Consider the following 13,192-nt stretch of genomic DNA (forward strand, 5'->3'; position numbering starts at 1 on the left):
ACTGGAAAAGGGGATAGGTGCTTTGTCCGTACAAAAGGAAATGAAGGAACCCATTTATTATGGTGATCCTGCGACTACTAGGGGTATTTCTGTTTTTGCTCAGGAGTTTGATCAGTTGTTCAGCTACGACGGCGATGATCTGGGACTGACCTATTCACCGGCCTGCTCATCATTTTGCTTGTGGGCTCCTACGGCTCAGGAGGCAGAGCTAGTAATCTATGATTCATGGCAGGGAGCGGCGGAGAGCAAATATGCTATGATTCGCGATATCCGGGGAACGTGGAGAGCTACAGTTGACGGTGATCTGGATGGCAAATTCTATACTTACCGAGTGCGTTTAGGTGAACAGTGGAATGAAGCAGCTGATCCTTATGCACGGGCTGTTGGCGTGAACGGTGACAGAGGCGCTATTCTAGATTTGCGCAAGACAGACCCTGAACGTTGGACGGAAGATAAGCCGCCGTTTGAGGATCCTGTGGACGCCATTATTTATGAACTTCATTTGCGTGACTTATCCATTCACCCGGCGAGCGGGATGACTCATAAGGGACAATATCTCGCTTTGGCGGAAGAAGGAACCCGCGGACCTGAGGGTATTCTAACCGGACTTGATCATATCGCAAATCTCGGTGTAACCCATGTGCAGCTATTGCCTATTTATGATTATTCTACAGAGAGTGTAGATGAGACGAAGCTGGATGAACCTCATTTTAACTGGGGTTATGATCCGAAGAATTATAATGCTCCTGAAGGCTCCTATGCTACGGATCCCTATATGCCCGGACTACGTATTCAAGAGCTAAAAACAATGATTCAAGCGCTTCATGATCGTGGCCTCCGTGTCATTATGGATGTTGTTTACAACCATGTGTACGATGGATATCGCGTGAATTTTACTAAACTGGTTCCAGGCTATTATTTGCGATATAAACAAGATGGAAGCTTGTCGAATGGCTCAGGCTGTGGGAATGACGTGGCTACAGAACGCTTGATGATGTCCCGCTTCATTGTGGAGTCCGTGGTCTATTGGGCTAAAGAATACCATATCGACGGCTTCCGGTTTGATTTGATGGGCTTGATGGATGTTGATACGATGCGGGAAACTCGGCGGCGTCTGGATGGAATAGATCCATCCATCATGACGATTGGTGAAGGCTGGATGATGGGAACAGAGCTGCCGATGGAACGGCTCGCTCATCAGAAGAATGCCTCCCTTATGCCGGGAATCGGACATTTTAATGATGACTTCAGGGATGCGATTAAAGGAAATATCTTTTTGTATGATCAGCCGGGCTTCATCAGTGGAATGATGGGTCTGGAGCCTGCGATCAAGGCGGGGATTGCGGGAGGAATTGACTTCAGCCCAGGAATTAAGCAATTTGCCGAAGAGCCTCAGCAGAACGTTAATTATGTAGAGTGTCATGATAATCATACCTTATGGGATAAAATCGTATTGTCCACCGAGGGCGAGACGGTCGCTCAGCGCCGATCCATGCATAGGCTGGCTTCTGCGATAGTGTTCATGAGTCAGGGGATTCCTTTTATCCATGCGGGTCAGGAATTTATGCGCACCAAGAACGGAGTGGAGAACAGCTACAAATCCTCGGTTGAGATCAATCGTATGGACTGGGAATTGTGCGCTGCGCATCAGGAAGAAGTGGCGTATATGAAGCAGCTAATTGCACTGCGTAAAGCTCACCCGGCCTTCCGTATGCGAACCGCAGATGACATTCGGAAGCATTTGGTTTTTGAAAAAGCACCGGCAAGTGCAGTAGCTTATACACTGCGTGGCCATGCTGGAGGAGATGCAGCGAAGCATATCTACGTTCTTTTTAATACGAATGCTGAACAGACCGCTGTGGTTCTGCCGCAGCTTGGAGAGTGGAAGACCATCTTTGGCGATGAACTTGCGCTGGATCTGACAGGGAATAAGTTAACTGTAAATGGGATTGGGACAGTAGTACTGACAGTGAAATAGATAGTCTTTTATAAGATCAATATTGAAAAGCATGCGGAGTAACGTACTTTAATCAGGTACAGTACACTGTGTGCTTTTTTTTGTTTTTCTATTTTCTTAATTTGATTGTTTCATTTTACATAAAAAGGTGACATTACTCATTTTCGATGACGATATTGGATGTTAATATGAAGGCATTTACTTTGACGCTTTAGAGTGGCATAAGCTTGACCTCAGACAAACATAGAGCGTATTTTTCTTTTTCAACGGTTTAGAAAGTATATATTGGGGTCCCTGCAAAGTACCTGTGTACGCATCGAAGAAAGCTTCACTTTGTGGGGATATTTTAGAGAGGATGACAGAGATGGGGAAAGCAACCGGATTTTTAGAATTTGAACGGCAGACGCCTGCGGAGTGTGAGGCGCTTGAGCGGATTAAGAATTGGGATGAATTCTCGATTCCTATGGAGGAAGAGAAGCTGCGTGAGCAAGGTGCGCGTTGTATGGACTGTGGCACACCATTTTGTCATGTAGGACGTCTGTTGTCTGGTATGGCTTCCGGCTGTCCTCTGCATAACTTGATTCCGGAATGGAATGATATGGTCTATCGTGGAAACTGGGAGATTGCGCTGAAACGTCTGCACAAGACCAATAACTTTCCTGAATTTACTGGACGTGTGTGTCCGGCGCCTTGTGAAGGTTCTTGTACGGTGGGGATGAATGGCAAGCCCGTTACGATTAAATCGATTGAAAAAGCGATTGTAGATAGAGGTTTTGAAGAAGGTTGGATTGTGCCAGAGCCGCCGCTTTCCCGCACAGGTAAAAAAGTAGCTGTAGTAGGTTCAGGTCCAGCAGGCCTTGCTTGTGCTGCCCAGCTTAACAAGGCAGGGCATACGGTGACTGTGTATGAACGGGCAGACCGGATTGGCGGTTTGTTGACCTATGGTATTCCGAACATGAAGCTGGATAAAAAGACGGTGCAGCGCCGGGTGGATTTGCTTGCGGCTGAAGGGATTACATTCGTGACTCATACAGAGATTGGGCGAGATATCTCGGCTGCAAAGCTTAAGGTGGAGCATGACGCAGTAGTCTTGTGTGGCGGGTCCACGCAGGCACGTGATCTTCCGATAGAGGGTCGAGAGCTGCGCGGCGTTCATCAGGCTATGGAGTTTCTAACGTTGAATACTAAGAGCTTGTTGGATTCAGAACTTGCTGATGGTGAATATCTGTCTGCGGCAGATAAGGATGTAGTTGTAATCGGTGGTGGAGATACTGGCACGGATTGTGTAGCTACGTCGATCCGCCACGGCTGTCGTAGTGTGATCCAGCTTGAGATTATGCCACAGGCCCCACTGACGCGTCAGCCTAGCAACCCGTGGCCGGAATGGCCAAAGGTTCTTAAAGTTGATTATGGACAAAAAGAAGCGGAGCAGTTATATAAAGAAGATCCACGTCGATATCTTGTTTCGACAAAACGTTTTATCGGCGATGACGGTGGACATGTGCAGGAGCTGCATACGGTACGAATTGAGTGGACTCGTAATGAACAGGGACGGATGGTTCCGGTTGAAGTACCCGGCAGTGAGGAAGTGCTAGAGGCGCAGCTAGTACTGCTCGCTTTGGGATTCACAGGCCCCGAAGAGACTGTACTAGGCGAGCTTGGGGTAGAACGCGATGAGCGCGGAAATGCCAAGGCGGAGTTCGGTGCACAAGCGACCAATGTAGAAGGTGTATTCACAGCAGGCGATATGCGCCGCGGACAAAGCCTTGTTGTCTGGGCCATTGATGAGGGTCGTCAGACGGCCCGCGAAGTGGATCGATTCTTGATGGGATCATCGAATTTACCGTAAGGGTAGAAGCATATAGAGCAGGGCGTTCCTTTTAGGGAACGTCCGCTTTTGCGTTGTGGGTATATTCAAGGTTAAAATTATGATCTGAGCACAAGATTTATTTAAGTTAAGTCGAAAAGGAGAATACATTGATGAAGCTAATGTTTATTTCCGATATTCACGGATCTTTATTCTGGTTAGAACGGGCATTGGAAAAGGTAGAGGAAGAACAGCCGGACAGTCTTGTTATCGTAGGAGACTTTTTATATCACGGTCCCAGAAATCCACTGCCGAAGGGTTACGACCCACAGGGAGTTGCTAATAAATTGAATGAATATAACCAAAAGAAGCCCATAACGGCAGTACGCGGTAACTGTGATGCTGAGGTGGACCAGATGCTGTTGCAATTCCCGATGATGGGCGATTATGTCATGCTCCTGCATGAAGGCAGACGAATCTATGTTACACATGGTCATGGCTTTAGTATTGAGAATTTACCGGCACTATCCGAGAAGGATATCTTTATTCAGGGGCATACCCATATTCCGGTTGCGGACGTAAAAGAGGGCGTATTCGTGCTGAATCCCGGCTCCATTTCACTGCCTAAAGAGAATAATCCGAATTCTTATGGTGTCCTTGAGGCTGGAGAATTCATCGTTAAGGATTTTGAAGGCAATGTGGTAAAAAGAATTACCGTTTAGTTTGATATTCTGTCTAAAAGAATCTCCGGAGATCGAGAGATTGAATAAGGGCGATAACGCCGAAAGATAACATTACTAGTCCAGACAGTTTGTTGAAGAAGTGCTGTTTCGAGCTTCCGAATGTCATGTTGTTCCTGAACAAGGCGGTACTCCCTGTCAAAAAAATCCACCATAACGTGGAACCTAGAAATACACCGCCAACTAAAAACGGCATATTGGAGCTGCTATGAGACAGAAGAACACCTGAGGCACTGAAGACACCAAGGAAAAAAATAATCGTCATGGGATTGGATAACGTCAGCAGCAGCGTTACTGCGTATGATTTCACTGAGTTTGTTTTTGTATCGGATTCAATGTTTCTCTTCCTCGGAGGAACTAATAGCGAATTTATACCCAGATAACAAATAAATAGTCCGCCTAAGGCTTGTAGCACCGTTTTGTGATCAACCAGATGAGCGGTTAGGGAGGATAAGCCGAATCCGGCGATACTGCCATAAACTGCGTCAGCTGTGGCTGCTCCCAAGCCGCAGCATAGACCGGTTTTGAATCCTGAGTTTAACGTTTTCTTGATGCATAATATGCTGATAGGACCTAACGGAGCCGCAATAGAAAGCCCCAACAGAATTCCTTTGGCGATCCACTCCCATGCCATAAGGAATCACTCCTTTTATTTATTCTTCTTTTAGCGTGGACAAAGTAAATACAGTATTGGATCTTACAATGTCATGATTGGCTTTGAGCGTATGCGTTATAAATTCCTCCAATTGGGATAAATCCATCAGCCCCACCTTTAAGAGATAGTCGTATTCCCCCGAGATATGATGACATTCAAGTACTAGTGGGGATTGAATAATAGTTTTGCGGAAGTGCTCTGTTTCAACCGAGCCGTGCAGCTGTACAAATATATAAACTACTAGATTTTGCCCTATTGCTTTGCGGTTCACCTTGATCGTGAATTGATCAATCACTCCGCTATTCTCCAGCTTGCGGATTCTTTCAGTGATGGAAGGCACGGACAAATGAACGATTTTACTGATTTCGGAACTAGTCATGCGTCCATTGCTCTTCAACAGCTCCAAGATTTGCAGATCGATGTCGTCCATTACATTTCACTCCTTTAAGTTAATTATACAAAAGGCAATAAAAATGAAAATAGAATCACTATAATAAGTAAAAATATTAAATGATATTCTCTTTTGAACTAAAATAATTAAATAAAGACTTGTTGAAACGGATTAAACCTAAAAAGTTTAACTGTAAAAGGTTGTGGCGAACAAAAAGATTTCTTCCAACATTATTAGTGTCTCAGGGAATTGAGCGCTAGAACATATTATTGTATGATGGGGAAGGAGTTTTAAGGGTAGGGCTAGCTCCAAATATAATAGTAGAGGTAGTTAACACATGAATCCTAAAGAATTGAACTATACAATGCCACCGGAATGGGGCAAACATGAACGTACTTTTATCTCCTGGCCGGTGCAGGAATCCATGTGTTTCCCGGATAACCATGAGTCTGTATGTCAAGGTTATACGGAGATCATCACAGCCATTGCTGAGTTTGAACCGATCACGGTCATCGTTAACCCGGAGGACGTGGAAAGAGTAGAACGTCTGGTTAGTGGACCGAATGTAACGCTGCTGCCTATAGCGCATAGCGATGCTTGGCTGCGTGATAACGGACCTACCTTTGTTGTTAATAAAGACGGTGTTCTAGCAGGTGTGAACTGGAAGTTCAATGCCTGGGGCGGTAAATATTCACCTTGGGATCTGGATGACGAAGTGGCGCCACAGATTCTCGAACACTCACAAGTTACACGCTTTGATGCACCGCTGGTGATGGAAGGTGGCTCGATCCATACGGATGGAGAAGGCACTTTGATTACTACAGAAGAATGTCTGCTCAATACGAACCGTAACCCAGAACTGAAGCGCGAGGATATTGAAGAGTACGTGCGGAATTATACGGGTACAGATACTATTATCTGGCTTAAACGTGGTTTAAGTGGTGATGAAACCGATGGCCATGTGGATAATATCGCCTGCTTTGCTGCTCCGGGAAAAGTCATTATTCAGGTCTGTGAGGATCCGCAGGATGAGAATTTTGAGATTACACAGGAGAATCTTCGTATTCTGGAGAATGCGACAGACGCGAAAGGGCGTAAGCTGGAGATTATCAAGATTCAGCAGCCACCACGGGTGGATCATGACGGCAGCCGTCTGACGCTCAGTTATTTAAACTTCTATTTCGTAAACGGTGGAATTATATTGCCTGTGTTTGGCGGTACAGCGGTGGAGACAGATAAACTTGCCGAGGAAGTGCTGGCTGGTTTATTCCCCGAACGTAAGATTCGTACAGTTAACGGTATGGCAGTCATCACTGAAGGCGGGAATGTTCACTGCACTACGCAGCAAATGCCTGCTCAGCAATAATTGAAGGAAACTAAACGTCCAAAGGGACATTTATATACAAGGAGGACAGATTCTTGAGAAATGTAAAAGTAGCTGCGACACAAATGAGCTGTTCCAGTAATATTGATGAGAATATCCGCAAAGCCGAAACCCTGGCTAGAGAAGCAGCGGCACAGGGAGCGCAAATTATTTTGCTGCAGGAGCTGTTTGAGACTCCATATTTCTGCCAGAAAGAGAAAGCTGATTATTACGCATATGCAACAGAGCTAGAGCATAACAAAGCGATTAATCATTTCACAGCAGTAGCCAAGGAGCTGCAAGTGGTGCTGCCGATCAGTTTTTATGAGAAAAAGAATTACGCACGTTACAACTCACTGGCTGTAATAGATGCCGATGGAACGATATTAGGTAAATACCGCAAGAGCCATATTCCAGATGGTCCAGGGTATGAAGAGAAATTCTATTTCAATCCGGGAGATACCGGCTTTAAAGTATGGAACACTCGCTATGCCAAAATTGGCGTAGGGATTTGCTGGGATCAATGGTACCCAGAAGCGGCTAGAGTAATGAGTTTGATGGGAGCAGAGATTCTGTTCTATCCAACCGCTATCGGATCGGAACCGCAGGATGGATCGATCGATTCTAAAGATCATTGGCAGACCTGTATGCTTGGGCATGCAGCAGCTAACCTTATTCCAGTCGTTGCCTCTAACCGTATCGGTGAAGAAATTGATGAAGATTCTAGCATTAATTTCTACGGCTCTTCCTTCATTGCCGGACCGCAAGGTAATAAAATTGTTGAAGCAGGCCGAGATGAGCAAACCGTGCTGGTGAGCGAATTTGATCTGGATGCTTTGGAAGTCGGACGGATCGAGTGGGGAGTTTTCCGTGATCGCCGGCCAGATCTTTACAAAATGATTGGTTCTTATGATGGGGATATCATACTTTAATAGAATGCACAGTTAAATGTGCTAAAGGCATTGCTAGAGAGGATAGAATCTCTGGCAGTGCCTTTTTTGATATTTCAGAGAGAAATACGAAGGTTCTTCAAGTAGCACTACGCATAAAAGTCACAATAAAACATATTTATGTTATATAACATTACATTTAATAGAAAAGTTAATTGTCACCAATTCTTAATTCTGTTAAAATCTCTTTAAGTTATTTACAAAAAATAGGTTAAATGGAGATGGTGCTATGGGAAAAGGTTGGATTATGTCAGCTTTTGTTGCATTGATGATCGTGGGATTAGTGGGATGTGGGTCGAATAATGCAAATAGCAATAAAAGTGCGGGAGTAGAGAAGATCAAATTTGCCAGTGATGCTAGTTATGCGCCAATGGAATATATGGACACGGATACGATCAAAGGATTTGATATTGATTTCATTAAGGCAGTTATGGAAGAAGCCGGACTTAGCTATGAGGTCACCAATACAGGCTGGGACACGATGCTTACGAGTGTAAAGCAAGGGACGGAGTATCAAGCGGGACTATCTTCAGTATCCATCACGGACGAACGTAAAGAAACGTATGACTATTCCATTCCTTATTTTGAATCTACCAACATGATTATGGTCAAAGAAGGCAGTGATATCAAAAATGCCCTCGATCTTAAAGATAAAAAGGTTGCTGTGCAGGCTGCTACTACCGCCGATGAGCTAATGAGTGGAATTATGGGGATTGATAACGCAAATCTGAAGCGTTTTGACAGCAATGCGGTAGCGTTGATGGAACTGAATGGTGGTGGAGCCGACGCGGTTGTGGCAGACATTGCCATAGTGCGTGAGTACATGAAGAACAATCCGAAGCAGAATTTGGTGGGAATCGTGGACACAGAGAATTTCGGAGCTGAATATTACGGTATTCTATACCCGAAAGGCAGTGATTTAAGAGCGAAACTGGATCCTGCCATCCAAAAGGTATTGGAGAATGGAAAGTATGCGGAGATCTACAAAACATGGTTCGGCGAAGAGCCTAACTTAGATAATCTGTTGAAGGCAAAATAAGAGGAGAAGCTAATAGGCGTGCGTAATGATTGCTATTGCGCATGCTTCTTTTTTAATCATTTGTGACCTAAAGAAGAGAAGAGAAGGGAAGAGTCCTATGGATTTTAGATTGGACATCATCATTCAGTATTTGCCTGTCTTATTAAAAGGGACCCTGCTGACGATCGGTATTTCTGTGGTCTCTATTTTATTTGGCTCTATTCTGGGTCTGGGGATTGGATTCGGAAAAATGGCACCAAAATGGTATTTGCGCTGGCCTTTTCATTCTTATATCAATTTCTTTCGAGGGACACCGCTGTATGTGCAGATCCTGATTGTTCACTTTGGAGTGATTCCCCCAATTTACGGTAAAACCAATGCGCTGATCACTGCGTTTGTTGCATTGTCGCTTAATTCGGCAGCTTATTCCGCTGAGATTTTTCGGGCAGGTATTCAATCTATCGACCGCGGACAGCGGGAGGCAGCTATTTCACTTGGGATGACAAATTGGCAGGCGATGCGATTTATTATTTTACCGCAGGCGATCAAACGGATGGTTCCGGCTTTTGGCAACGAATTTATTGTATTAGTAAAGGACTCTTCACTTCTTGCGCTCGTAGCCGCACCGGAAATTATGTATTGGAGCAATACAATGAAAGGGCAATATTTGCGGATCTGGGAGCCTTATTTGACGGCGGCACTTATTTATTTCATTCTCACCTATACTCTTAGCAAGCTGCTAAACTACGTCGAACGGAGGCTGTAATATGAGTGAGCTTATGATTTCAGTGCGAAATTTACATAAATCATTCGGAACAAATGCAGTATTGACCGACATATGCATTGATATTTTCAGTCAGGAGGTTGTGGTGGTGATCGGCCCGTCTGGATCAGGTAAATCTACCTTTTTGCGATGCCTGAATTTACTGGAGCAGCCGCAGAGTGGTGAAATTGTGATCGAGGGTACCTCATTGATGGACGCGAGTACTAATATTAATGCTATCCGCACAGAGCTAGGAATGGTATTTCAGCAGTTTAATCTATTTCCACATATGAAGGTGATTGAGAACATTATGCTTGCGCCGATTCGGGTGCGGAAATGGTCTCCAGATAAAGCTCGGCAAAAAGCGTTGGAACTGCTGCAAAAGGTAGGATTAAGTGAAAAAGCAGAGATGTATCCAGCTTCATTGTCCGGAGGTCAGGCTCAGCGGGTTGCGATTGCTAGGGCGCTGGCGATGGAGCCCAAAATAATGCTTTTTGACGAACCCACCTCTGCGCTGGATCCGGAAATGGTCGGTGAAGTGCTGGCAGTGATGAAGGATTTGGCCCGTGAGGGGATGACGATGATTGTGGTAACCCATGAAATGGGCTTTGCACGTGAGGTTGGGGATCGTGTGCTGTTCATGGAACAGGGCGAAATCGTAGAAGAAGGCAGTCCGGAGCAATTGTTCGGAAATCCTATGCAAGAACGGACACAATCTTTTCTATCAAAAGTACTGTAAGAGTTTGGAAAAGTAGAATATTGCTATTTTATCAGGTATATTAGAAGAGTAAACCGTGATTCAGAGATCTACTATGAAAATTCTGTCGGATACGTGGAGAGGAGGCTCTGGGATATCTTTTGTTATCATAATCTTGCGGTGATAGAAGGAGAATACGATGAGCACATTTAAAAGCTGGTTGAATACCACCAAAAACGGACTAACAGATCAAGTGAAGAAATTTAAAAATAAAGATTTCATGAATGCGGTAGTTGCGGGCTGCGCCTTAGTTGCTGCTGCCGACGGTAAAATAGAAGAAGCTGAAAAGAATAAAATGGCCGGCTATATGAATATGAGCAATGAGCTAAAGGTATTTGACATGAGAGACGTCATTACCCAGTTCAACTTTTATGTAAGTAACTTTGAATTTTCCCCGGAAATCGGTAAGCAGGAAGCACTCAAAGCCATCGGTAAGTTTACCGGCAAACCGGATGTGGGGCGCGTAATTGTGGGTGTATGCTCAGCTATCGGCTCTGCTGATGGTGATTTTGATGACCATGAAAAAGCGGTTGTACGGCATATCTGCGGTGTCTTGGGATTAAACCCTAGTGAATTTAGTTTATAAACGATGTAATACCATATACATGAGTTCGGATGAAACGTATTTAGTTCTTTAGCGTATCACTGATAGAACATACAAAAGCTAGACTAACAAATGGTGATTCTTTTTAGGGAATGGAGGTACGTAAAGTTGGCTGGAATTAATCTGGTAAAAGGTCAGAAGATTGACCTCACAAAAGGTAATGCAGGCTTATCTAACGTAATTGTAGGTTTGGGCTGGGATCCAGCTGAGCCGTCTCGCGGATTCTTCGGGATGAAGAAACAGGCCAACGTGGACTGTGATGCTTCAGCACTGATGCTTAATGAGAACGGTAAGCTAGTTAAGAAGGGGAACCTGATTTGCTTCCACAATAAGCAAAGCCCTTGTAACTCTGTCATTCATTCCGGAGACAATCTCACGGGTGATGGAGACGGAGACGATGAGCAAATCATGGTCAACTTGAATGCCATTCCTTCCGATGTACACAAGGTTCTTGTAGTCGTGAATATTTATGATGCTACGAACCGTAAACAGGATTTCGGACTGATCAAATCAGCTTATATCCGTGTGATAAATGCTGTAGGCAACAATGAGCTGATCCGCTTCAACCTATCTGATAATTACAATGGTTATACAGCGCTTATTTGTGGGGAGCTTTACCGGCAAGGTGGCGAATGGAAGTTCGCCGCAATTGGTGAGGGCAGTCACGCGGCGCATATTAATCAACTGGCGGAACGTTACGTATAATCCAAATAAAAGAAAAGAGGAATGTTATCATGGCAATTAATCTATCCAAGGGTCAAAAGATCGATTTAACAAAAACAAATCCAGGTCTGTCCAAAATCACAGTAGGTCTTGGTTGGGACACTAATAAATATGACGGCGGTAAAGATTTCGATTTGGACGTTTCCGTATTCTTGACTAATGCGAACAGCAAAGTTGAAAAAGAAACGAACTTTATTTACTTCAATAATAAGCAAAACGAAAATGGTTCTGTTATTCATACAGGCGATAACCGTACTGGAGACGGCGATGGCGATGATGAGCAGGTTCAAGTAGACCTTCTGAGTATCCCAGCGGATGTAGAAAAGATAGCATTCACTATTACTATTTATGAAGCTGAAGCTAGAAGCCAAAACTTCGGACAAGTTTCTCGTTCTTATGTACGTATCGTAAATGATTTGAACAATGAAGAACTAATTCGTTTCGATTTGGGTGAAGACTTTTCTATTGAAACTGGCGTTGTTGTCGGTGAGCTATACCGTCACGGTGCAGAGTGGAAGTTCAATGCAATCGGTAGCGGCTACAAAGACGGCTTGAGCGGTTTGACTCGCGATTACGGCTTGCAATAAATCTTGTGGTATAAATCTTGTAGTATTGATCTTGTGGTTACACAATGAACTGAATCTACTCATGAAAGAAGGTTATGTCAGTGACGATCAGTCTTTCCAAAGGACAGCGGATTGATCTTACCAAGACTAATCCAGGTCTAACAAAGGTAGTTGTTGGATTGGGCTGGGACACTAATAAGTATAGTGGAGGTCAAGATTTTGACCTCGATGCTTCAGCGTTTCTGCTTCATGAAGACGGCAAAGCTAAAGGTACAGATGATTTTGTATTCTATAACAACCCTAATGGTGGTGCAGGTTCCGTAGTCTATACGGGGGATAACCGTACAGGTGAAGGCGACGGAGATGACGAGCAAATTATCGTTGATTTCAGCAAAGTGCCTGCACATATTCAGCGGATTGGTATAACTGTAACGATTTATGATTACGAAGCTCGTGCACAGAACTTTGGACAAGTCTCCAATGCTTTCGTACGTGTGGTGGATGCTTCGACGGATCGTGAAGTGCTCCGTTACGACCTGGGTGAGGATTTCTCAACAGAGACGGCAGTTGTATTCTGTGAATTCTACCGCAATGGTGCGGATTGGAAGTTCCAGGCAGTAGGTAGTGGTTTTGGCGGCGGCCTTAGCGCATTGTGTAAAAATTATGGGCTGGACGCGCAATAGCATCTTCCGGGCGGGGTCATCACCGATCCTGCCCTTTTTTTGGAATTTAAGAAAGTATAAGTTTCACCCTCACAAAGGACCTGGATTAGGTCGCGGAGTATAAACTCCATTTTGTGGGGTTATTTAAAAATGTAAGAAAGTATAAGGTTCACACGATACTTTGAGTCTTATATTTCTCGCTTAAACGCTTGCCCTCTTTATGAGGACGCCGAAGG

At 44.5% G+C, this 13,192-nt stretch carries 14 protein-coding genes; 12 read left to right on the forward strand and 2 right to left on the reverse strand.

What is annotated here, in order from left to right; genetic code table 11:
- The first annotated feature begins 22 nt into the window (after positions 1-22).
- From pulA to yfcE, 3 genes are all read left to right on the forward strand, one after another.
- The gene (pulA, locus tag R50345_RS01555; protein ID WP_042123517.1) at positions 23-1,978 is read left to right on the forward strand and encodes a type I pullulanase; all 1,956 of its coding nucleotides are present in this window, start codon (positions 23-25) and stop codon (positions 1,976-1,978) included.
- A 343-nt stretch (positions 1,979-2,321) separates the two neighbouring features.
- Positions 2,322-3,806 carry a glutamate synthase subunit beta gene (locus tag R50345_RS01560; RefSeq protein ID WP_042123519.1) on the forward strand — a complete coding sequence of 495 codons (1,485 nt, stop codon included), beginning with the start codon at positions 2,322-2,324 and terminating at the stop codon, positions 3,804-3,806.
- A 131-nt stretch (positions 3,807-3,937) separates the two neighbouring features.
- Positions 3,938-4,486 (forward strand): phosphodiesterase, encoded by a 549-nt coding sequence (gene yfcE / locus R50345_RS01565; protein ID WP_042123522.1) that lies wholly within the window; start codon positions 3,938-3,940, stop codon positions 4,484-4,486.
- A gap of 13 nt (positions 4,487-4,499) precedes the next feature.
- Here the strand turns inward: yfcE and R50345_RS01570 are convergent, their stop codons facing one another.
- Both R50345_RS01570 and R50345_RS01575 read right to left on the reverse strand, forming a co-directional pair.
- The gene (locus R50345_RS01570; protein ID WP_042123523.1) at positions 4,500-5,138 is read right to left on the reverse strand and encodes a LysE family translocator; all 639 of its coding nucleotides are present in this window, start codon (positions 5,136-5,138) and stop codon (positions 4,500-4,502) included.
- 19 nt (positions 5,139-5,157) lie between these two features.
- Complete coding sequence (locus R50345_RS01575) at positions 5,158-5,589, reverse strand: Lrp/AsnC family transcriptional regulator (RefSeq protein WP_042123525.1); 432 nt, start codon at positions 5,587-5,589, stop codon at positions 5,158-5,160.
- 298 nt (positions 5,590-5,887) lie between these two features.
- Between R50345_RS01575 and R50345_RS01580 the strand changes: the two genes are divergently transcribed.
- From R50345_RS01580 to R50345_RS01620, 9 genes are all read left to right on the forward strand, one after another.
- Complete coding sequence (locus tag R50345_RS01580) at positions 5,888-6,916, forward strand: agmatine deiminase family protein (protein ID WP_042123526.1); 1,029 nt, start codon at positions 5,888-5,890, stop codon at positions 6,914-6,916.
- A gap of 53 nt (positions 6,917-6,969) precedes the next feature.
- Complete coding sequence (gene aguB / locus R50345_RS01585; RefSeq protein WP_042123528.1) at positions 6,970-7,845, forward strand: N-carbamoylputrescine amidase; 876 nt, start codon at positions 6,970-6,972, stop codon at positions 7,843-7,845.
- Between the two features lie 247 nt (positions 7,846-8,092).
- On the forward strand, positions 8,093-8,902 hold the full coding sequence (locus R50345_RS01590) for a basic amino acid ABC transporter substrate-binding protein (RefSeq protein ID WP_042123530.1): 810 nt from the start codon (positions 8,093-8,095) through the stop codon (positions 8,900-8,902).
- Between the two features lie 97 nt (positions 8,903-8,999).
- Complete coding sequence (locus R50345_RS01595) at positions 9,000-9,647, forward strand: amino acid ABC transporter permease (protein WP_042131777.1); 648 nt, start codon at positions 9,000-9,002, stop codon at positions 9,645-9,647.
- Positions 9,648-9,660: 13 nt separating this feature from the next.
- Positions 9,661-10,383, forward strand: a complete 723-nt coding sequence (locus tag R50345_RS01600) for an amino acid ABC transporter ATP-binding protein (protein ID WP_042131778.1) — start codon at positions 9,661-9,663, stop codon at positions 10,381-10,383.
- 157 nt (positions 10,384-10,540) lie between these two features.
- Positions 10,541-10,987: a tellurite resistance TerB family protein gene (locus R50345_RS01605; protein ID WP_042123532.1), complete on the forward strand. Its 447-nt coding sequence runs from the start codon at positions 10,541-10,543 to the stop codon at positions 10,985-10,987.
- A gap of 126 nt (positions 10,988-11,113) precedes the next feature.
- Entirely contained in the window at positions 11,114-11,710 is a 597-nt protein-coding gene (locus R50345_RS01610; RefSeq protein WP_042123533.1) for a TerD family protein, read from the forward strand.
- 29 nt (positions 11,711-11,739) lie between these two features.
- On the forward strand, positions 11,740-12,315 hold the full coding sequence (locus tag R50345_RS01615; RefSeq protein WP_042123535.1) for a TerD family protein: 576 nt from the start codon (positions 11,740-11,742) through the stop codon (positions 12,313-12,315).
- 80 nt (positions 12,316-12,395) lie between these two features.
- Complete coding sequence (locus R50345_RS01620; protein ID WP_042123537.1) at positions 12,396-12,977, forward strand: TerD family protein; 582 nt, start codon at positions 12,396-12,398, stop codon at positions 12,975-12,977.
- The last annotated feature ends 215 nt before the right edge of the window (positions 12,978-13,192 follow it).

Origin of the sequence: Paenibacillus sp. FSL R5-0345, from assembly GCF_000758585.1 — a bacterium.
In the GTDB taxonomy this organism is placed as follows: Bacteria; Bacillota; Bacilli; order Paenibacillales; family Paenibacillaceae; genus Paenibacillus_AQ.

Coding starts and splice junctions, on each gene's coding strand:
- R50345_RS01560 (WP_042123519.1), top strand. CDS start 2,322: ATGGGGAAAGCAACCGGATTTTTAGAATTTGAACGGCAGACGCCTGCG.
- yfcE (WP_042123522.1), top strand. CDS start 3,938: ATGAAGCTAATGTTTATTTCCGATATTCACGGATCTTTATTCTGGTTA.
- R50345_RS01570 (WP_042123523.1), bottom strand. CDS start 5,138: ATGGCATGGGAGTGGATCGCCAAAGGAATTCTGTTGGGGCTTTCTATT.
- R50345_RS01575 (WP_042123525.1), bottom strand. CDS start 5,589: ATGGACGACATCGATCTGCAAATCTTGGAGCTGTTGAAGAGCAATGGA.
- R50345_RS01580 (WP_042123526.1), top strand. CDS start 5,888: ATGAATCCTAAAGAATTGAACTATACAATGCCACCGGAATGGGGCAAA.
- R50345_RS01590 (WP_042123530.1), top strand. CDS start 8,093: ATGGGAAAAGGTTGGATTATGTCAGCTTTTGTTGCATTGATGATCGTG.
- R50345_RS01595 (WP_042131777.1), top strand. CDS start 9,000: ATGGATTTTAGATTGGACATCATCATTCAGTATTTGCCTGTCTTATTA.
- R50345_RS01600 (WP_042131778.1), top strand. CDS start 9,661: ATGATTTCAGTGCGAAATTTACATAAATCATTCGGAACAAATGCAGTA.
- R50345_RS01605 (WP_042123532.1), top strand. CDS start 10,541: ATGAGCACATTTAAAAGCTGGTTGAATACCACCAAAAACGGACTAACA.
- R50345_RS01615 (WP_042123535.1), top strand. CDS start 11,740: ATGGCAATTAATCTATCCAAGGGTCAAAAGATCGATTTAACAAAAACA.